At 62.6% G+C, this 19,587-nt stretch carries 20 protein-coding genes and 3 pseudogenes; 20 read left to right on the top strand and 3 right to left on the bottom strand.

Annotation, left to right across the window (positions count from 1 at the left end):
• Position 1: 1 nt before the first annotated feature.
• The 7 genes from ACO07W_RS19345 to hisI are packed head-to-tail and all read left to right on the top strand — an operon-like array spanning position 2 to position 5,142.
• Positions 2-1,153 (top strand): histidinol-phosphate transaminase, encoded by a 1,152-nt coding sequence (locus tag ACO07W_RS19345; protein WP_421845276.1) that lies wholly within the window; start codon positions 2-4, stop codon positions 1,151-1,153.
• On the top strand, positions 1,150-1,779 hold the full coding sequence (gene hisB / locus ACO07W_RS19350; RefSeq protein WP_421845277.1) for an imidazoleglycerol-phosphate dehydratase HisB: 630 nt from the start codon (positions 1,150-1,152) through the stop codon (positions 1,777-1,779). The genes ACO07W_RS19345 and hisB overlap by 4 nt, the downstream gene beginning before the upstream one ends.
• A 14-nt stretch (positions 1,780-1,793) precedes the next feature.
• The gene (gene hisH, locus ACO07W_RS19355; protein WP_421846113.1) at positions 1,794-2,420 is read left to right on the top strand and encodes an imidazole glycerol phosphate synthase subunit HisH; all 627 of its coding nucleotides are present in this window, start codon (positions 1,794-1,796) and stop codon (positions 2,418-2,420) included.
• 2 nt (positions 2,421-2,422) lie between these two features.
• Positions 2,423-3,175: a bifunctional 1-(5-phosphoribosyl)-5-((5-phosphoribosylamino)methylideneamino)imidazole-4-carboxamide isomerase/phosphoribosylanthranilate isomerase PriA gene (priA, locus tag ACO07W_RS19360; protein WP_421845278.1), complete on the top strand. Its 753-nt coding sequence runs from the start codon at positions 2,423-2,425 to the stop codon at positions 3,173-3,175.
• Complete coding sequence (locus tag ACO07W_RS19365) at positions 3,166-3,981, top strand: inositol monophosphatase family protein (RefSeq protein ID WP_421845279.1); 816 nt, start codon at positions 3,166-3,168, stop codon at positions 3,979-3,981. The genes priA and ACO07W_RS19365 overlap by 10 nt, the downstream gene beginning before the upstream one ends.
• Position 3,982: 1 nt before the next feature.
• Positions 3,983-4,798, top strand: coding sequence for an imidazole glycerol phosphate synthase subunit HisF (hisF, locus tag ACO07W_RS19370; protein ID WP_421845280.1), 816 nt, complete (start codon positions 3,983-3,985; stop codon positions 4,796-4,798).
• Positions 4,795-5,142: a phosphoribosyl-AMP cyclohydrolase gene (gene hisI / locus ACO07W_RS19375; RefSeq protein ID WP_421845281.1), complete on the top strand. Its 348-nt coding sequence runs from the start codon at positions 4,795-4,797 to the stop codon at positions 5,140-5,142. Before hisF ends, hisI begins: the two co-directional genes overlap by 4 nt.
• Before the next feature lie 84 nt (positions 5,143-5,226).
• On the opposite strand, the gene ACO07W_RS19380 is transcribed toward hisI, so the two are convergent.
• Positions 5,227-5,691, bottom strand: coding sequence for a peroxiredoxin (locus ACO07W_RS19380; protein ID WP_421845282.1), 465 nt, complete (start codon positions 5,689-5,691; stop codon positions 5,227-5,229).
• Between the two features lie 107 nt (positions 5,692-5,798).
• Between ACO07W_RS19380 and ACO07W_RS19385 the strand changes: the two genes are divergently transcribed.
• The 10 genes and pseudogenes from ACO07W_RS19385 to ACO07W_RS19430 all read left to right on the top strand — a co-directional run bounded on the left by ACO07W_RS19385 (position 5,799) and on the right by ACO07W_RS19430 (position 15,753).
• Positions 5,799-7,349 carry an anthranilate synthase component I gene (locus tag ACO07W_RS19385; protein ID WP_421845283.1) on the top strand — a complete coding sequence of 517 codons (1,551 nt, stop codon included), beginning with the start codon at positions 5,799-5,801 and terminating at the stop codon, positions 7,347-7,349.
• Positions 7,342-7,994: pseudogene (locus ACO07W_RS19390) on the top strand (TIGR02234 family membrane protein). The gene ACO07W_RS19385 and the pseudogene ACO07W_RS19390 overlap by 8 nt, the downstream one beginning before the upstream one ends.
• A gap of 90 nt (positions 7,995-8,084) precedes the next feature.
• Positions 8,085-8,903 (top strand): indole-3-glycerol phosphate synthase TrpC, encoded by an 819-nt coding sequence (gene trpC, locus ACO07W_RS19395; RefSeq protein WP_421845284.1) that lies wholly within the window; start codon positions 8,085-8,087, stop codon positions 8,901-8,903.
• 32 nt (positions 8,904-8,935) lie between these two features.
• Positions 8,936-10,189 carry a tryptophan synthase subunit beta gene (trpB, locus tag ACO07W_RS19400; RefSeq protein ID WP_421845285.1) on the top strand — a complete coding sequence of 418 codons (1,254 nt, stop codon included), beginning with the start codon at positions 8,936-8,938 and terminating at the stop codon, positions 10,187-10,189.
• A gap of 10 nt (positions 10,190-10,199) precedes the next feature.
• The gene (gene trpA, locus ACO07W_RS19405) at positions 10,200-11,012 is read left to right on the top strand and encodes a tryptophan synthase subunit alpha (protein ID WP_421845286.1); all 813 of its coding nucleotides are present in this window, start codon (positions 10,200-10,202) and stop codon (positions 11,010-11,012) included.
• Complete coding sequence (locus tag ACO07W_RS19410; RefSeq protein ID WP_421845288.1) at positions 11,009-12,493, top strand: prolipoprotein diacylglyceryl transferase; 1,485 nt, start codon at positions 11,009-11,011, stop codon at positions 12,491-12,493. The genes trpA and ACO07W_RS19410 overlap by 4 nt, the downstream gene beginning before the upstream one ends.
• Positions 12,494-12,660: 167 nt before the next feature.
• Positions 12,661-12,813, top strand: coding sequence for a hypothetical protein (locus ACO07W_RS19415; protein WP_421846186.1), 153 nt, complete (start codon positions 12,661-12,663; stop codon positions 12,811-12,813).
• Complete coding sequence (locus tag ACO07W_RS19420; protein ID WP_421846114.1) at positions 12,813-13,163, top strand: DUF2752 domain-containing protein; 351 nt, start codon at positions 12,813-12,815, stop codon at positions 13,161-13,163. The genes ACO07W_RS19415 and ACO07W_RS19420 overlap by 1 nt, the downstream gene beginning before the upstream one ends.
• Positions 13,164-13,323: 160 nt before the next feature.
• Positions 13,324-14,742: a pyruvate kinase gene (gene pyk, locus ACO07W_RS19425; protein ID WP_421845289.1), complete on the top strand. Its 1,419-nt coding sequence runs from the start codon at positions 13,324-13,326 to the stop codon at positions 14,740-14,742.
• Between the two features lie 72 nt (positions 14,743-14,814).
• Positions 14,815-15,753, top strand: coding sequence for an acyl-CoA thioesterase II (locus ACO07W_RS19430; protein ID WP_421846115.1), 939 nt, complete (start codon positions 14,815-14,817; stop codon positions 15,751-15,753).
• 144 nt (positions 15,754-15,897) lie between these two features.
• Here the strand turns inward: ACO07W_RS19430 and ACO07W_RS19435 are convergent, their stop codons facing one another.
• Together ACO07W_RS19435 and ACO07W_RS19440 are read right to left on the bottom strand one after the other, a co-directional pair.
• A complete protein-coding gene (locus ACO07W_RS19435) occupies positions 15,898-16,605 on the bottom strand; it encodes a C39 family peptidase (protein WP_421845290.1) in 708 nt (235 codons plus the stop codon).
• A pseudogene (locus ACO07W_RS19440) lies at positions 16,601-17,055 on the bottom strand (PPE family protein); the annotation flags it as partial. The pseudogene ACO07W_RS19440 and the gene ACO07W_RS19435, both read right to left, overlap by 5 nt.
• Before the next feature lie 181 nt (positions 17,056-17,236).
• Here ACO07W_RS19440 and ACO07W_RS19445 point away from each other — a divergent pair.
• From ACO07W_RS19445 to ACO07W_RS19455, 3 genes and pseudogenes are all read left to right on the top strand, one after another.
• Positions 17,237-17,584: pseudogene (locus ACO07W_RS19445) on the top strand (ArsR/SmtB family transcription factor); the annotation flags it as partial.
• Between the two features lie 156 nt (positions 17,585-17,740).
• Entirely contained in the window at positions 17,741-19,090 is a 1,350-nt protein-coding gene (locus ACO07W_RS19450; protein ID WP_421846116.1) for an MFS transporter, read from the top strand.
• Between the two features lie 95 nt (positions 19,091-19,185).
• Positions 19,186-19,548: a hypothetical protein gene (locus tag ACO07W_RS19455; RefSeq protein ID WP_421845291.1), complete on the top strand. Its 363-nt coding sequence runs from the start codon at positions 19,186-19,188 to the stop codon at positions 19,546-19,548.
• Positions 19,549-19,587 lie beyond the last annotated feature (39 nt).

A 19,587-nucleotide genomic window follows, 5' to 3' on the forward strand; every position in this document is an offset into this window, starting at 1 on the left:
GATGGCATCTCGCGGATCACGTTCCGAACCCGTGCTCGACGACCTGCCGTTACGTGAAGACTTGCGCGACAAATCGCCCTACGGCGCCCCGCAATTGGCCGTTCCAGTGCGCTTGAACACCAACGAGAATCCGCACCCGCCCACCGAGGCTTTGATCGCCGACCTGACGCAGTCGGTACGGGAGGCGGCGGCCGAGCTGCACCGCTACCCCGATCGCGATGCGCTGGCGCTGCGCGGTGACCTGGCCGCATACATAACCACGCAGACCGGGACTCAGCTCGGAGTTGAAAACATATGGGCAGCTAATGGTTCCAACGAGATCCTGCAACAGCTATTGCAAGCCTTTGGCGGGCCGGGTCGGGTGGCGATCGGTTTCACTCCGTCGTACTCGATGCACCCGATCATCTCGGAGGCTACCCACACTGAGTGGGTTGAAGTTGGCCGCGCTGCCGACTTCAGCCTCGACGTCGATGCCGCCCTTGCGGTTATTGTCGACCGCAGCCCCGATGTGGTGTTCATTGCCAGCCCCAACAACCCGTCAGGCCAGAGCGTTTCGCTGTCGGATCTGCGCCGGCTGCTCGGTGTGGTTCCTGGCATCTTGATCGTCGACGAAGCGTATGGTGAGTTCTCTTCGCGGCCTAGTGCGGTCACATTGGTGGAGGAGTATCCGACCAAGCTCGTCGTCACCCGCACAATGAGTAAGGCTTTTGCCTTTGCCGGTGGGAGGCTCGGGTACCTGGTAGCCACGCCGGCATTGGTCGAGGCAATGCTCCTGGTGCGTCTGCCGTACCACCTGTCGGTGGTGACGCAGGTCGCAGCTCAGGCAGCGCTGCGGCACGCTGGCGATACCTTAGGCAGCGTGGCGGCGCTGGTCGCCGAACGGGAGCGAGTCACAGCGGCGTTGGCTGGCTTGGGTTTTCGAGTCATCAGTAGTGACGCCAACTTCGTTCTGTTTGGTGAGTTCGCTGATGCACCGGGCGCCTGGCAGCGCTATTTGGATGCGGGCATCTTGATTCGCGACGTTGGCATTCCCGGCTACCTGCGTGCCACGACCGGACTGATCGAGGAGAATGACGCGTTCCTGCAAGCAAGTATCCGGATCGCTGCCACCGAGCTGGTAGCAGCCAACCCAAGTCCGATAGGAGCGCGGTGACAACGACTCAGCCTGGCAGCGCACGACGTGCGCGCATTGAACGGCGCACACGCGAATCCGACATCGTGGTCGAACTTGACCTAGACGGCACCGGCCAGGTGCACGTCGATACCGGTGTCCCGTTCTACGATCACATGCTGACGGCGTTGGGTAGTCACGCCAGTTTCGACTTGACGGTGCACACAAAGGGCGATGTCGAGATCGAAGCACACCATACCGTCGAGGACACCGCGATCGCGCTCGGTCAGGCACTTGGCGAGAGTCTTGGCGACAAGAAAGGCATCCGCCGGTTCGGCGACGCTTTCATCCCGATGGATGAGACCCTGGCGCACGCGGCCGTCGACGTATCCGGCCGACCTTATTGTGTTCACCGGGGGGAACCGGATCACCTGCAACACACGACTATTGCTGGCAGCGCGGTGCCTTACCACACCGTGATCAACCGGCACGTGTTCGAATCGCTGGCGTCGAACGCACGTATCGCCTTACATGTACGCGTTCTTTACGGACGCGATCCGCATCACGTCACCGAAGCACAGTACAAAGCGGTTGCCCGCGCGCTGCGTCAGGCCGTCGAGCCCGATCCTCGGGTTGCTGGTGTGCCGTCGACCAAAGGCGTTTTGTGACTGACGGTTCCGTCTTGTCCCGGCCGAGAAAGTCGGTAGTCGTTTTGGACTACGGGTCCGGTAATCTCCGTTCTGCGCAACGCGCCCTGGAGCGGGCCGGCGCGTCGGTCGAAGTTACAGCCGACGCGGCCGCCGCGGCTGCGGCGGATGGATTGGTAGTGCCGGGGGTGGGTGCTTTTGAGGCGTGCATGACCGGCTTGCAGAAAATTGCTGGTGAGCGGATCATCGCCGATCGGGTTGCCGCCAAGCGTCCTGTGCTAGGGGTTTGCGTCGGAATGCAGATCTTGTTCGCCAGCGGTGTCGAATTTGGGGTCGAGACGAAGGGGTGTGGGCAGTGGCCAGGTGCGGTGACGCGGCTAGATGCTCCGGTGATCCCGCATATGGGCTGGAACGTGGTGAACGCGGCGGCTGGCAGCGCGCTGTTCCATGGCCTGCCGGCTGATGCCCGCTATTATTTCGTGCACTCCTACGCTGCGCAGCGGTGGGATGGCACACCTGCGGCGCAGCTGGCTTGGGCCACACACAAGGTGCCGTTTTTGGCCGCTGTCGAGGACGGTCCGTTGGCCGCCACCCAATTCCACCCGGAAAAGAGTGGCGACGCGGGGGCGGCAGTACTGAATAACTGGGTTGAAGGACTGTAACGATGTCACTGGTTTTACTCCCCGCCGTCGATGTGGTTGAGGGCCGCGCCGTGCGTCTGGTGCAAGGCAAGGCCGGTAGCGAAACTGAGTACGGTTCGGCGCTGGATGCCGCCCTGGGCTGGCAGCGTGACGGTGCGGACTGGATCCACTTGGTGGATTTGGACGCCGCGTTCGGACGTGGCTCTAATCGGGAACTGCTCGCAGAGGTTGTGGGCCAGCTCGATGTTCGAGTCGAGTTGTCCGGCGGCATTCGAGACGACGAATCGTTGGCTGCGGCGTTGGCGACCGGGTGCGCACGAGTCAACCTGGGGACCGCAGCGCTAGAGAATCCGCAGTGGTGTGCGCGGATGATCGCCGAGCATGGCGACAAGGTCGCCGTGGGCCTCGACGTCCAGATCGTCAACGGCGAGCATCGATTGCGTGGACGCGGATGGGAAACCGATGGCGGTGACCTCTGGGGAGTACTGGAACGTCTTGGCCGCGAGGGATGTTCGCGCTTTGTCGTCACCGATGTCACCAAGGACGGCACTCTCGGTGGTCCTAATCTTGAGCTGCTGACCAAGGTTGCTGGTTGCGCCGACGCCCCGGTGATCGCGTCCGGGGGCGTGTCGAGCCTGGCTGACCTGCGCGCTATCGCCGCTCTCGTCGGCGACGGTGTCGAGGGGGCGATCGTGGGTAAGGCCCTGTACGCTGGGCGCTTCACTTTGCCGGAGGCACTGGCTGCGGTGCGGGAGCAAATTCCGCCATGGATTTAGGCGCTGCGGACCTGGATGGTTTGGTCGCCAAAGCATCGGCAATTCTGGATGACGCAACGGCTATCTTCCTTGCGGGACACCGCGCCGAATCGACAGTGCGGAAGAAAGGCAATGATTTTGCCACCGAGGTCGATCTTGCCATCGAGCGGCAGGTTGTGGCCGCGCTTGAAGAGGCCAGCGGGATCGGGGTGCACGGCGAGGAGTTCGGCGGGCCGGCGGTGAACTCTCCATGGGTGTGGGCACTCGACCCGGTCGACGGCACATTCAACTACGCTGCCGGGTCGCCGATGGCCGCGATATTGTTGGGATTGCTGCACAATGGTGATCCGGTGGCCGGCCTCACCTGGTTACCGTTCGCCGGCCAGCGCTACACCGCAGTCGCAGGCGGTCCGTTAGTGAAGAATGGCGTACCGCAGCCGCTGTTGGCTGCCGCCGAGCTGAATTCCACGCTTGTCGGTGTTGGCACGTTCAGCGCTGACTCCCGTGGCAGATATCCGGGCCGCTATCGGCTTGCCGTGTTGGAAAATCTCAGCAGGATGTCATCACGGTTGCGCATGCATGGTTCCACGGGCATCGACCTTGCCTACGTTGCTGATGGGATTCTTGGCGGCGCGTTAAGTTTTGGGGGCAACGTCTGGGATCATGCCGCTGGGGTGGCGCTGGTGCGAGCTGCTGGCGGTATCGTCACCGACTTGGCTGGTCAACCATGGACGGTGGCATCGCGATCGGCTGTTGCCGGCGCACCGGGCGTGCACGGTCAACTTATCGAGATTCTGCGTAGCACAGGGGAACCGGAGAATTACTGAGATGTACGCCGAGTGTGGCCAGCCGGGAGCGGGGGGCCTAGCCGTACGCGTGATCCCGTGTCTCGACGTTGACGGCGGGAGGGTAGTCAAGGGGGTCAATTTCGCGAACCTCCGGGATGCGGGTGATCCCGTAGAGCTTGCTGCCGCCTACGACGCAGAGGGGGCCGACGAGCTGACTTTTCTCGACGTGACCGCGTCATCGTCAGGAAGAGCCACGATGTTGGAGGTGGTGCGCCGCACCGCTGAACAGGTATTCATACCGTTGACCGTCGGCGGTGGGGTGCGCACGGTGGCGGACGTCGACGTCTTGTTGCGAGCGGGGGCGGATAAGGTGTCGGTTAATACCGCCGCAATCGCTCGCCCAGACTTGCTCGCCGACCTGGCGAGGCAGTTCGGCTCCCAGTGCATTGTGCTTTCGGTCGACGCCCGCACGGTGCCCAATGCCTCGGCCCCTACTCCGTCGGGCTGGGAGATCACCACGCACGGCGGTCGTCGCGGAACGGGTATTGACGCAGTGGAGTGGGCGGCTCGGGGCGCTGAACTGGGTGTGGGGGAGATCTTGCTGAACTCGATGGACGCCGACGGGACCAAGGCCGGGTTCGACTTACCGATGTTGCGCGCCGTGCGCGCCGCGGTCACTGTTCCGGTGATCGCCAGCGGGGGTGCCGGGGCTGTGGAGCACTTTGCGCCAGCTGTCACCGCGGGGGCCGACGCGGTATTGGCGGCCAGCGTCTTTCACTTCGGGGAATTGACTATCGGCCAGGTGAAAGAAGCCATGGCGGCAAATAAGATCACGGTGAGGACCGCTGCACAGTGAAGCTTGACCCGCAGATAGCCGCGCGTCTGAAACGCAACGCCGACGGATTATTCGCCGCCGTCGTGCAAGAGCGTGCTAGTGGCGCCGTGCTTATGCTCGCCTGGATGGACGACGAGGCACTGGCCCGGACCCTGGCGACTCGTGAAGCCACCTACTATTCGCGGTCCCGCAAAGAACTCTGGGTCAAAGGCGCGACGTCTGGTCACACGCAGCACGTCCACTCGGTGCGGCTGGACTGCGACGGTGACACTGTTTTGCTGACTGTCGACCAGGTTGGCGATGCCTGCCACACCGGCGATCACAGTTGCTTCGATGCCACCGTGCTGCTGGAGGCGGAGGACTAGCGAGTCGTGGTCAGCGAAGCCGGGAAGAAACAGGGTGCGGTCGGTCGGCGCCGAATACACCACCAAGGCAGGCTCTTGGCTGATCTAACGTGATGACCGGGCCCGCAGCGTCGCCAAGGCCTTATCGGCGTGCGTATCCATGCTGAATTCGCTGGATATGACTTCGAGTACTCGGCGGTCTGTGTCGATGACAAAGGTGGTGCGTTTGACCGGCATCAGCTTGCCGAGCAGACCGCGCTTGACTCCGAACTGTTTGGCGACTGTGCCGTCAGTGTCCGACAGCAGCGGATAATCGAAGCCCTGCATGTCAGCGAACTTTGCCTGCTTCTGGACTGGATCGGCGCTGATGCCGACTCGGCTGGCCCCAACCGCGACAAATTCCTGAGCCAAATCGCGAAAATGGCAAGCTTCCTTGGTGCAGCCCGGCGTCATCGCCGCTGGATAAAAGAACAGAACCACAGGACCGTCCGACAGCAAAGCGCTGAGCCTCCGGGGCGTGTCCGTCTGATCAGGAAGTTCGAAGTCAGCTACGGTGTCACCAGTTTTCATGGCCGCCAGGCTACGCCCCATTTGCCTGACTACTCGTCGCGCCGCCACGTGGCGCGCATCATCGGCAGGTTACGCGGGGCCAGATCAACGTCAGGGAGGATGCTGTGGTGAACGCCAACCTAGCAGCCACCACCTCGCGCGCTGAGTTTCGCGTGCTGGCAGCCGAGCATCGAGTGGTGCCGGTAACCCGCAAAGTCCTTGCTGACAGCGAGACCCCACTATCGGCATACCGTAAGCTCGCGGCCAACCGGCCCGGAACGTTCCTGCTGGAGTCGGCTGAGAATGGCCGCTCGTGGTCGCGGTGGTCGTTTATTGGAGCGGGTACGCCATCAGCGCTGACCGTGCGGGATGGCGCTGCGGTGTGGCTTGGTGCTGTGCCAGCGGATGCGCCGACCGGAGGAGATCCGCTCGAAGCCCTGGGGGCCACCATGAAGCTGTTGGCCACCGACCAGCTCAGCCGTTCGAGCTCTGGGCTACCTCCGCTGCTGGGCGGCATGGTCGGTTTCTTCGCCTACGATCTGGTGCGGAGGCTCGAACGCTTGCCTGATCTGGCTGTCGACGACCTTGGCCTACCGGACATGCTGATGTTGCTGGCCACCGATGTCGCAGCGGTAGACCACCATGAGGGAACCATCACGCTCATCGCCAACGCCGTGAACTGGAATGGTACCGACGAGCGTGTCGATTGGGCCTACGACGATGCCATCGCTCGGCTAGACGTGATGACCGAGGCGCTCGGTCAGCCACTGCCGTCTACGGTTGCTACGTTCGCGCGTCCCGAGCCACGCCAGCGTGCGCAACGCACCGCCGAAGAGTACAGCGCGATTGTCGAGCATCTGGTCGAGCAGATCGCAGCCGGCGAAGCGTTTCAAGTAGTGCCGTCGCAGCGCTTTGAGGTGGATACCGACGTCGATCCCATCGACGTGTACCGGATGCTGCGCACGACGAACCCCAGCCCGTATATGTATCTGCTACATATACCGAACGGTGATGGGGGAATTGATTTTTCGATCGTAGGGTCCAGTCCGGAGGCGTTGGTCACCGTTCACGACGGTCGGGCAACAACACATCCGATTGCTGGAACTCGCTGGCGCGGAGAAACCGAGGAAGATGATCAGCGACTCGAAAAAGATCTGCTAACCGACGACAAAGAGCTCGCCGAGCATTTGATGCTGGTCGACTTGGGGCGCAACGACCTCGGCAGGGTCTGCGAACCTGGCACGGTGCGTGTTGAGGACTATTGCGGTATCGAGCGGTATAGCCACGTGATGCACCTGGTGTCCACGGTGACCGGAATGCTCGGCGAAGGCCACACCGCGCTGGATGCAGTAGCTGCTTGCTTCCCGGCTGGCACTTTGTCGGGGGCGCCGAAGGTACGGGCCATGGAGTTGATCGAGGAAGTCGAGAAGACGCGACGTGGCTTGTACGGTGGCGTGGTCGGCTACCTCGACTTCGCCGGCAACGCTGACTTTGCGATCGCCATCCGTACCGCGCTGATGCGCAGCGGTACGGCATATGTCCAGGCTGGTGGTGGCGTGGTAGCCGACTCCAACGGGCCCTACGAATACAACGAGGCGCGGAATAAAGCGCGTGCGGTGCTGAGCGCGATCGCCGCTGCGGAGACGCTGGTCGCTCCGAGCGCAGGCCGCAGTGATTGATGTTCGGCGCGATCGGGTGCGGATCGGGATAGGCCAGTTATTGCTGGTGGTAGCCGCTGGCGAACTCTGGACTGCGTCGCGGTTGCCGTGGGTTGTCATCCGGTCTTTTGACGGGCTGGGGCCGCCGAAAGAAACAACTCTTTCTGGAGCGGCGTGGTCGACCGCGTTGCTGCCGGTGGCGCTGCTGATGCTGGCCGCGGCCGTTGCCGCGGTGGCGGTGCGTGGCTGGCCGCTACGAGTGCTATCGGTGCTGCTGGCGGCGGCGGGTTTTGTGGTCGGCTATCTCGGAGTGAGTCTGTGGTGCTTCCGGACGTGGCGGTGCGTGGGGCAGACCTCGCCCAGATTCCGCTGGAGGTGCTGGTGGGCAGTGGACGGCGTTACTGGGGAGCTGGGTTCGCGGTGACTGCTGCGGTGAGCATCGTGATAGCGGCCGGGTTGTTGATGCGGTCGGCAATGTCGGCGCGTGAGAGTGCGGCGAAGTATGCCTCGTCGCGGGTCCGTCGTTCGACTGCCCTGAGAGACTCAGCCGGGGCGGGAGGCCAGGAGACGCCGTCGGTGATATCGGAACGAATGATTTGGGACGCTCTTGACGAGGGCCGTGACCCTACCGCGCGGCCGTCTGAGTCCGACAGCGAGGGTCGGTGACGGAGGGTCGCTCGCCGGTCGCTACCCTTCTTGCACGTCGCAAGAAACGGCTGACAACCGTGGGTGACAGTGGGAAGGGAAACGACAGGCATGAGTCCGGCAACCGTGCTCGACTCCATCCTCGAGGGAGTCCGGGCCGATGTTGCCGCGCGCGAAGCGGCGGTCAGCTTATCGGAGATCAAGGCAGCGGCAGCGGCAGCGGCGCCACCGCTGGATGTGATGGCAGCCCTGCGCGAGCCCGGCATCGCAGTAATAGCCGAAGTCAAGCGCGCCAGTCCGTCGGCGGGACAACTCGCGGCTATCACCGACCCGGCCGAACTAGCGCGAGCATACGAATATGGTGGCGCCCGAGTTATCAGCGTCGTGACTGAGCAGCGACGTTTTCAGGGTTCGCTCGACGATCTGGACGCGGTACGAGCCGCAGTATCGATTGCGGTACTACGCAAGGACTTTGTGGTGCAGCCCTACCAGATTCATGAGGCGCGTGCGCATGGTGCTGACATGTTGTTGCTCATCGTCGCCGCGCTGGACCAGCCGGCCTTGGTCTCTATGCTCGACCGAACTGAATCACTAGGCATGACAGCTCTTGTGGAGGTACACACCGAACAAGAAGCCGACCGGGCATTGAAGGCGGGAGCTAAAGTCATCGGCGTCAACGCACGTGATCTGATGACACTCGAGGTGGATCGCGACTGCTTCTCGCGAATCGCTCCAGGTTTGCCGAGCGACGTGATTCGGATTGCCGAATCCGGCGTACGTGGGACCGGAGATCTGTTGGCGTATGCCGGTGCCGGTGCCGACGCTGTGCTGGTTGGCGAAGGTCTGGTCAAAAGTGGTGATCCCCGCGCCGCGGTTGCTGATCTGGTTACCGCGGGTACCCACCCGTCCTGCCCGAAGACGGCTCGCTAGCCGCAGCCGCTCGTGTATTTAGAGCCTTGTTGATGGCAGACCTTTCCCACCCGGATATCCCCAGGACCAGTGCCGCCGTCGCCGAACCCACTCGCCACGATCCGGATTCTGGTGGCCATTTCGGCCGCTACGGTGGTCGCTATGTACCCGAAGCGCTGATGGCAGTGATCGAGGAGGTCACCGCCGCCTACGAAAAGGAACGTCGCGATCCGGATTTCCTCAGCACCCTTGATGGTTTGCAAGCGCACTATGCGGGTCGGCCTTCGCCACTATACGAAGCGAAACGGCTCAGTGAGCATGCCGGGTCAGCGCGAATTTTCCTCAAGCGAGAGGATCTGAACCACACTGGTTCCCACAAGATCAACAACGTTCTTGGCCAGTCGTTGTTGGCTCGCAGGATGGGCAAAACTCGGGTGATCGCCGAGACCGGTGCCGGTCAGCATGGGGTAGCTACCGCTACTGCATGCGCGCTACTGGGTCTGGACTGTGTGATCTACATGGGGGCGGTGGATACCGCGCGCCAGGCTCTCAACGTGGCGCGAATGCGACTGTTGGGGGCCGAAGTCGTCTCGGTTGACACTGGCTCGCAAACGTTGAAGGACGCTATCAACGAGGCGTTCCGAGACTGGGTCACCAACGCGGACAAAACCTACTATTGCTTCGGCACTGCGGCCGGACCGCATCCTTTCCCTACTATGGTGCGTGATTTTCAGCGGATCATCGGTGCGGAGGCACGCGCACAGATCCAGCATCAGGCAGGTAGGCTGCCCGATGCTGTCGTGGCCTGTGTTGGTGGAGGGTCCAACGCCATTGGTATCTTTCATCATTTCCTTGATGACGCCGGGGTTCGGTTGGTCGGTTACGAGGCGGCTGGCGAAGGCGTCGAGACAGGACGGCACGCAGCAACGTTTGCCGGGGGTGCGCCTGGCGCTTTCCAGGGATCGTTCTCCTACCTGCTGCAGGACGAGGACGGCCAGACTATCGAATCTCATTCGATCTCAGCCGGTTTGGACTATCCGGGAGTGGGGCCCGAACATGCGTGGTTGAAAGAGCTGGGACGTGTTGAGTATCACCCGATCTCCGATGCAGAGGCGATGGAAGCATTTGGTCTGCTGAGCCGCGCGGAAGGCATCATCCCAGCCATTGAATCCGCTCATGCAGTGGCTGGCTCCCTCAAACTGGGGGTCGAGTTGGGGAGGGGCGCGGTAATAGTGGTGAATCTGTCGGGTCGTGGTGACAAGGACGTCGAGACAGCCGCCAAGTGGTTTGGGCTGCTGGACAACTAGATCTGAGCCGGTGATAACTGTGGAACAGGGCGAAGCGAGCGTTTTAGGGCCGCTTTTCGATTCTTGTCGAGAAGAGGCCCGTGCGGCGTTGATCGGCTACTTACCTACCGGCTATCCCGACCTGCAAACGTCGGTGGACGCAATGAAGGCGCTCGTCGAATCCGGTTGCGACATCGTCGAGGTTGGACTTCCGTATTCTGACCCTGGTATGGACGGCCCGACTATCGCGAGGGCAACCGAGGTTGCGCTTCGTGGGGGAGTACGAGTGCGCGATACCCTGGCTGCAGTTGAGGCGATTAGCCTAGCCGGTGGTAGCGCTGTAGTGATGACATATTGGAATCCGTTGTTACGCTATGGTGTTGACGCATTTGCCCGAGATCTGGCATCAGCTGGAGGGTGTGGCATTATCACTCCCGACCTCATTCCCGATGAGGCCCAGCAGTGGCTGGCGGCATCCGACGAGCACCACTTGGATCGGGTTTTTCTGGTGGCGCCCTCATCGACGCCTGAGCGACTTGCAGCCACCGTCGAGGCGTCGCGCGGGTTCGTCTACGCGACGTCGACGATGGGAGTGACCGGGGCACGTGATGCCGTATCGCAGGCCGCACCCGAGCTGGTAGGCAGGGTCAAGGCAGTCTCCGATATCCCTGTCGGCGTAGGTCTAGGGGTGCGGTCGCGGGAGCAGGCGGCGCAGATCGGTAACTACGCCGATGGTGTCATCGTTGGATCTGCGCTGGTGTCGGCGTTAGGGGATGGTTTACCGAGTTTGCGCGCCCTGACAGAGGAACTGGCTTCCGGCGTGCGCCTGAGGATGCCTGTATGACGACGACCTTCCTGGCGTATTTTCCAAGCCCGCCCCGCGGAGTTTGGCATCTCGGCCCCCTGCCTATTCGCGCCTATGCACTTTTCATCATCGCAGGCATATTGGTTACGTTGCTGATTGGCGACCGCCGATTTGTAGCCCGTGGGGGCGAGCGCGGCGTGGTCTACGACATCGCTTTGTGGTGTGTGCCATTCGGTTTGGTTGGTGGCCGTCTTTACCACCTGGCCACCGACTGGCAAACCTACTTCGGTCAAGATGGTGCCGGAATGGCCGCGGCCCTACGGGTCTGGGACGGCGGCTTGGGTATTTGGGGCGCGATAGCCCTCGGCGTGGTCGGTGCTTGGATAGGCTGCCGCCGCCGCGGAATCCCGCTGCCGGCGTTTCTCGACGCGCTTGCGCCGGGAGTCATTTTGGCGCAGGCGATCGGCCGGCTCGGGAACTACTTCAACCAAGAGCTCTATGGCCGGGAAACCGCGATGCCTTGGGGCCTCGAGATCTTCTATCGTCGTGACCCCGCTGGTTTCGTAGATGTTCGCTCGCTCGACGGCGTCTCGACGGGACAGCTGGCGTTCGTCGTGCAGCCGACATTCCTTTACGAACTGCTGTGGAACGTTTTGGTCTTCGTTGTGCTGATCTACTTGGACCGACGGTTCGTGATCGGCCACGGGCGACTGTTTGGTCTCTATGTGGCCGGCTACTGCACGGGCCGATTCTTTATCGAGCTGCTGCGCGACGACACCGCCACACTGATTGCCGGCATCCGAGTCAATTCATTTACATCGACTTTCGTGCTAATCGGGGCCGTGGTTTACGTCATTCTGGCGCCCAAGGGGCGCGAGGACCCGGCAACCTTGCGCGGCCGAGATCATGTTGCTGATGAGTCGTGTGCACCTGCGCTTACCTCTGAGGTCGCGGTCGTGGGTGTGGCTTCGGCGACGACCGAGTCGGTTGAGCGGGTCGAGGTGGAGGCTGAGGCGGGGTCGGGGGTCGCTGAGGTTGGGGCCGGTGCGGAGTTGGGGTCGGGGGAGTCTGCGGAATCGGCTGAGCGGGTCGACGAGTCTGCTGCAGAGCAAGACGAACTGGCTCCGGTATCCGACGACGACACGCAGGAACCGGATGAGCAGCCCGAGCCGGAGGTTGAGGCGGGGTCGGGGGTCGCTGAGGTTGGGGCCGGTGCGGAGTTGGGGTCGGGGGAGTCTGCGGAATCGGCTGAGCGGGTCGACGAGTCTGCTGCAGAGCAAGACGAACTGGCTCCGGTATCCGACGACGACACGCAGGAACCGGATGAGCAGCCCGAGCCGGAGGTTGAGGCGGGGTCGGGGGTCGCTGAGGTTGGGGTCGGTGCGGAGTTGGGGTCGGGGGAGTCTGCGGAATCGGCTGAGCGGGTCGACGAGTCTGCTGCAGAGCAAGACGAACTGGCTCCGGTATCCGACGACGACACGCAGGAACCGGATGAGCAGCCCGAGCCGGAGGTCAACTAGCTGGGTTGGCCGGCCCGCGGCGAGATGGGCGTGAATCTGGCATCCTGAGAATGTGGCGGACCAGCGGTGGCGCGAGGCTCAAGCTTCTCACTCGTTGACACCACATTTTCCCGAGTATTCGTCCGAGTACCCGGCTTACCCGCAAGATTCGGCGCAGCGTCCTCACTTTGACCGATCTGTTCCTTTTGGCGGGCGTACTGGCGCCGGTCAACCACTTTTCGAGCATCGCGCGTTGGATGCCAACGGGGTTGCTGGAAGCGGGCAGCGGCATCAAAACGGTGCGCGTCGTCACCTTTACGGCGCTGCCGGTACCGCGCTAATCCTGGGTGGCGCTCTTGGATACGTCGGCCTCGTGGATCCGCACAGCAGCACGTCGCTGTATCCGCAATGTCTGTTCAAATTGCTCACCGGCTGGAACTGCCCCGCTTGCGGCGGCCTGAGGATGACCCACGATCTGTTGCACGGGGATCTAGCGGCCAGTATCAACGACAATGTCTTCTTGCTTGTCGGGATCCCGATTCTCGCGGTTTGGTTCCTGTTTCGCCGTTTTACGAGTCGAAGATCGTTTCCGGTAGCGATGTCGGTCATGGTCGCACTGAGCGTGATCGCATGGACGGTGCTGCGTAACCTTCCCGGATTCCCGCTGTTGCCGACCGTCCTGGGCGGCTAACTGCACCACTGCCAGCCAAGTAGCGGCTTCCCCAACGACGTCGCCTGGGAACTCCGACAGTGCGCCAAACCGCACACATCGCTCGACACCGAACGTTCAATGCGTCGTTATCCCAGAGGTGCGCCTAGAAGGCCGGTGGCCGCGACTATGCTTTGTCGTCGTGACTAGACGCGGGAAGATCGTCTGCACTCTTGGGCCCGCCACCCAGCAGGACCACTTGCTCAGGGAGCTGGTCGAAGCCGGGATGGATGTCGCCCGAATGAACTTCAGCCACGGCAATTACAGCGACCACGAGGCCGCCTACGAGCAAGTCCGTAAGGCCTCGGACGCTACCGGGCGCGCAGTCGGAGTGCTGGCGGATCTGCAGGGCCCGAAGATCAGGCTGGGACGCTTCGCTGCCGGGCCTACCTACTGGGCGGATGGTGAAACCGTCCGGATCACGGTTGTGGACTGCGAGGGCAGCCACGACCGCGTTTCTACCACCTACAAGAGGTTGTCGAAGGACGCGGTTGCTGGCGACCGGGTCTTGGTCGACGATGGAAAGGTCGGTTTGGTCGTCGACGCAATAGAAGGCGACGATGTCGTGTGCACCGTCGTCGAGGGCGGTCCGGTCAGCAATAACAAAGGGATTTCGCTGCCCGGGATGAACGTAACTGCTCCCGCCCTGTCGGAAAAAGATATCGAGGATCTCACCTTCGCTCTGAACCTCGGCGTGGATATGGTCGCGCTTTCATTTGTCCGCTCGCCTTCTGATGTGGAACTCGTCCACGAGGTGATGGATCGGATCGGCCGGAGGGTCCCGGTGATCGCCAAGCTGGAAAAACCCGAAGCAATCGACAATCTTGAGGCCATCGTGCTGGCGTTTGACGCCGTCATGGTGGCTCGTGGCGACCTTGGTGTCGAGCTGCCGCTGGAAGAGGTTCCGCTCGTGCAGAAGCGGGCCATCCAAATAGCCCGCGAAAACGCTAAGCCGGTCATTGTGGCGACCCAGATGCTCGACTCGATGATCGAGAACTCAAGGCCGACCCGGGCCGAAGCCTCGGATGTTGCCAACGCGGTGCTCGACGGCGCAGACGCACTGATGTTGTCGGGTGAAACTTCAGTCGGTAAGTACCCGCTGGCGGCGGTTCGGACAATGTCGCGGATCGTGTGCGCGGTTGAAGAAAACTCGACTGCCGCTCCGCCGTTGACGCATGTACCGCGCACCAAGCGGGGAGTGATCTCCTACGCCGCTCGCGACATCGGCGAGCGGCTCGACGCCAAGGCTCTTGTCGCTTTCACCCAGTCCGGCGATACCGTAAGACGTTTGGCCCGGCTGCATACGCCGCTGCCGCTGCTCGCTTTTACCGATCTGCCTCAGGTCCGCAGTCAACTGGCCATGACCTGGGGCACCGAGACGTTCATCGTCCCGCACATGAGATCCACCGACGGCATGATCCGCGAAGTAGACAAGTCGCTGCTGGGGCTGGGCCGATACAAGCGCGGCGACCTGGTGGTCATCGTCGCGGGTGCGCCGCCAGGCACAGTAGGCTCAACCAACCTGATCCATGTGCATCGGATCGGTGAGGACGACGTTTAGCCATGCCAAGCTGCCGGTCGCCTAGCGAGCAGCTGAGGAGCCGGGCAATTGAGCCCTGAGGAGGCCGAGCCCGTGTGCGCTGGCGACGAACCAACCACGCGCGACGAAACCACGTCTGATTTTCGCGAGTTGCTGGCGGTTTTGGATCTCAATCGCCTTGGCGACAACAGGTTCGTGGGTTCTCATCCCAGCAAGAACCCATTGCGGACATTCGGCGGGCTGCTCATGGCGCAATCATTCGTTGCAGGCAGTCGCACGCTGGTCCGCGACGGTTTACCGCCGAGCGCCTTCTCGGTGCATTTCATCAATGGCGGCGACACCACGAAAGACATCGAATTTCACGTGCTGCGGCTGCGCGACGAGCGTCGCTTCGCCAACCGACGCGTCGACGCCGTGCAAGATGGGATATTGCTTTCCTCAGCGATGATTTCGTACATGTCCGGCGGCCACGGGCTTGAGCACGCTGTCGATCCACCGGAGGTAGCCGAACCGCAAACTCGCCCGACCATTGGCGAGCTGCTCCGCGGCTACGAACAGACCGTTCCGCATTTCGCCAACGCACTGCAACCGATCGAATGGCGCTACACCAACGATCCGGCCTGGGTGATGCGTGAGAAGGGAGATCGACTGCCCTACAACCGCGTCTGGGTCAAGGCTATGGGTGTGATGCCCGAGGACCCGGTGCTGCACACCGCTACGATGTTGTACTCCTCGGATACCACCGTGCTTGACTCGGTGATCACTACTCATGGATTGTCTTGGGGTTTCGACCGCATCTTTGCCGCATCGACTAACCACTCGGTGTGGTTTCATCGGCAGGTCAATTTCGATGACTGGCTTCTCTATGCAACGTCATCGCCGGTCGCCGCGGATTCGCGGGGGCTGGGTAGTGGGCATTTCTTCGATCGCGATGGGAAGCTCGTCGCCACGGTCGTGCAAGAAGGCGTCCTGAAGTATTTCCCGGGTGCCGAACACAAAACAGATGGTGTCAGCCAGCGACTACAGCGGTGACCAGGAACCGCCGCGCTCACACCAGTTGGAGTAAGGAGGCAACTGCTGTATTCGTCGCATCCGTGACTGGAATTGATGAGCCGAGAAGATCTCCGGTAGTTGCAAAATCCCGACCCGCGTCGCCAGGACGGTGGGCCGGCCTTCTCAGTGTGCGGCCGATGTCACGATAAGTAGGTCATCGCCGGTGTCCCAGGCTTCCGTGAAGGTAGCCATGGGGATCTGCTCGTCGCGACCGCTTGGGATGCCACTGTCGTTAAGATGGACGATGTCAGTGCGGGTGTCTACTCCGGTGACGACGACCGCATGGTCGGCGCTGGTCCGCTGTCCCTCGCCCGGGGGAGAATTCCAAATGGTTTCGGCGTTGACTGCGGCTATCACTTTATGACCGTCGGCCAGGTCTTGTTCTAGTGCTTCCATAGTGTTGCCGGTCGTGAGGTTGGACGTGACGCCATACTTCTGCAGCAGCACGACCAAGTCTTCGGGCGAGGTGCCATCGAAGCGATAGATGGCGCCGCGGTGGACTTCACTCCTGGTGAATGCGCTGCGCAGTTGAATACCGACTTGGGTGGGTTCTCTCCCCGTGAGCTGGCCGACCACGTCGGCGACAGCCATCAGGCCACAGTCTTCTTGGCGCTGGTAGCGCCAGTAGGGGGCGGCAGCTTCGGGATCGCCGTACATCTGCCCGGCCGGGTCTGCATTGGCGACGCCTGCCAATCCAATAAAGGCCGCGACCAGCAGTGTGGCAATTCCGGCGGTACGGTTCGCGTCGAGAATGTCGGTGCGCATCATCCCATTATTAGCGCTCTCCGTTGCATTCGGCCGGGGAAGCGTCGCTCGGTGGGGTCTCTTCATATGTCGCCATCGTGGCGGCCGCTTGGATCCAGATCCGCCGTAGTCGGCCTCGTTGAGCGCTATGGGGATGGTGTCGATCCCGAAGAAGTTCGTCGCCACCAGAACCCCGTGGATGGCGTGGTTGCCGGCGAGCTCGGGCAGCGACGGCATGGCCGCCTACGCGACGGCTTAGGCGCTGTCCGTGGTTTCGTGCCGCACGGCCGCTTCGGTGCTGGCGGTGCTGGCCTGCATCAGCCACATCAAATACGGCACGTGGGCGGCCACGTACTGCCCGGCACTTGCGCCCTGCCAGGCCCCACCTTGCACGGAGCCCAGCAGGGCGGTGAGTTCGTCAGCCACCGAGACGTACTCGGCGCTAAGCGCAGACCACGCCGCCGCGGCTGACAGCAACGGGCCGGGGCCCGGGCCGCTGCCGAGCATCGCCGAATGCGCCTCAGGTGGCGACGCCATCCAGACGGGCGGCCGTCGCAGCCACCAGTCCGCGCGGCGGCACAAGCGCCAACACATCGCAACACTCCTTCAGAAAGCGAGCACCGAGCTCGAAGCTTGCTAAAGATGACAATCATTTCCAATAAAACATTGGCTCGCGCGGGCCTTCTGCCAAATTATCTGCGTAAGTTACTATCTTCGTATGTACTTAGATATGGACCAGCCCCAACTGGATGATGATCACGCCGGCCTGATTGTTGAGGTGTTCCGAATGCTGGCTGACGCGACCAGGATTCAGCCGTTATGGGCGCTGGCCGGCGAGGAGTTGTCGGTCAATGAATTGGCCGAGCGGGTGGGCTAACCTACGCCGTCGGTGCCTCAGCATTTGGCCAAGCTACGGATGGCCCGGCTAGTGTGCACCCGCCGGTCGGGCACCACGATTTTCTACAACGTGGAAAACGAGCATGTCCGTCAGCTGGTGACCGATGCAGTATTCAACGCCGAGCATGCCCCCGGCTCATCACCGCGCAGACGCCACGATGCGTCCGTTGGCCCAGCGGCAGGCAAACAACGCCGAGAACTAGCGCGCGTCCGAGCTCGCCACTGGCTCGCTGAGCTAGCGAGTTCACCGCCACGGGACTCGTTGACCCGCCCCGAAGAGCACACCAGCGACGACGAAGCCGTGACCCGACAAAGCAGGAGAGAAATGGGCATGACGTTGTTCGGCTACCGTGACTATCGGCACCTGTTCGCGGCACAGGTGGTCGCCTTGTTCGGGACCGGCCTCACGACCGTGGCATTGGGACTGCTGGCCTACCAGCTGGCCGGGGCCGACGCCGCCGCGGTGCTCGGAACGGCGCTAGCGATCAAAATGATCGCCTATGTACTCGTGGCGCCGGTGGCCGCGGCGCATGCCGACCGGGTTCCGCGGCGATTGATGCTGGTGGGTCTGGATCTCCTCCGGGCCACGGTGGTGCTGGCGCTGCCGTTCATCGATCAGGTGTGGCAGATCTATGGGCTCATCGCAGTGCTGCAATCAGCATCAGCGGCATTCACACCGACATTTCAGGCAGTCATCCCCGATGTGGTGACCGACGAATCCGACTACACCAAGGCTCTCTCGGCATCCCAACTCGCCTCCACGATGGAAAGTCTGCTCAGCCCGGTGCTGGCCGCATTACTGCTCACGGTGATGAGTTTTCATTGGCTGTTCGTCGGCACCGTAGTCGGGTTCCTGCTGTCGGCGGCAATGGTCGTGAGCACCCGCATTCCCGATTCCATACCCAATCCGCGCGACAGCGCGTGGGAGCGCGTCGCCGCCGGGATCCGAATCTTCGCAGCAACCCCGCGGCTGCGTGGTGTGTTGGCTTTGAACCTGGTAGTGGCCGGCTGCGGGTCGATCGTCATGGTAAACACCGTCAACTACGTCCAAGACGCCCTCGGCCGCACCCGGGTCGATGTGGCTTGGCTGCTGGCCGCCTCCGGCGCCGGCGCGATGTTCGTCGCGCTGGTGCTGCCGTCGGTGCTGCAGCGAGTGCCCGAGCGAAGCGTCATTGCGGCCGGGGCGGCACTACTGGTGGTCGGCGCCACCAGTGCGATCGCTCTGTCGGTGACCGTTGGCGACCGGCGGTGGATCGCCGCCTTGGCGGTTTGGGCGCTCATCGGAGCCGGCATGAGCCTGGTACTGACCCCGGTAGGTTGGGTGTTGCGGCGTTCGTCGACTCCGGGGGATCGACCCGCGGTATTCGCCGCGCAGTTCTCACTGTCACACCTGTGCTGGCTGTTGACCTATCCGATTGCTGGATGGGGCGCCACTCTGGCCGGGTTCACCACAACATGGACCATCCTCGGGATGATCGCTGTCACCGGCGCGGTCACCGCGCTGATACTCTGGCCACGCCGTGATCCCCAAGAGCTGACCCACATCCACGACGTCGCCACCACCGACCGCACACATCTCGGCGACGCTATCGCCATCGACGGCGGGCGCATGCAGCACACCCACGCCTTCATCATCGACGGCGATCATCGTCGCTGGCCGCTACTGACGAGCTAGCGCTTACCGTGTTCGCACTGCTGGTCTAGGATCGAGGAATCGTGAGATTTGCCCGGGCATTTTGGCGATTACCGCGGCGATCGTTGGTCGCCGTGGTGGCAACGGTGGGAATGCTTGCCATCGCCACCCACACCGACGTGCTGCGGCCAGCGTCTCGGATAACTCACCGACCACACATCGTGGTTGCCCCAACGGGTAGTGCCTTCCCGCTGACCATCGCCCAGCCGCAGCTGGCCAACGACTCGTCGCACCCAGACCACGGACCGTTTCCGATCGTGATCGCCCCGAAATCGCCATCCAGTGGTGTAGCCGCCCTCGTCCTCGTGGTGATGTCGCTTGCCGCCGCAAGTTCGCTGGCCCAACGTGTGGCGCCGGCTGGACGAGGCCCGCCGGCTGCGCTGGATTCTGCTTTCACCGGTCGAGATCTCTTGACCCGGTTTTGTGTCGCTCGCCGCTGACTGATCCGCGTCACGCCGTCTTGTCTTGTCATGACGGCC

The organism is Mycobacterium sp., from assembly GCF_965230835.1.
Lineage (GTDB): Bacteria > Actinomycetota > Actinomycetes > Mycobacteriales > Mycobacteriaceae > Mycobacterium.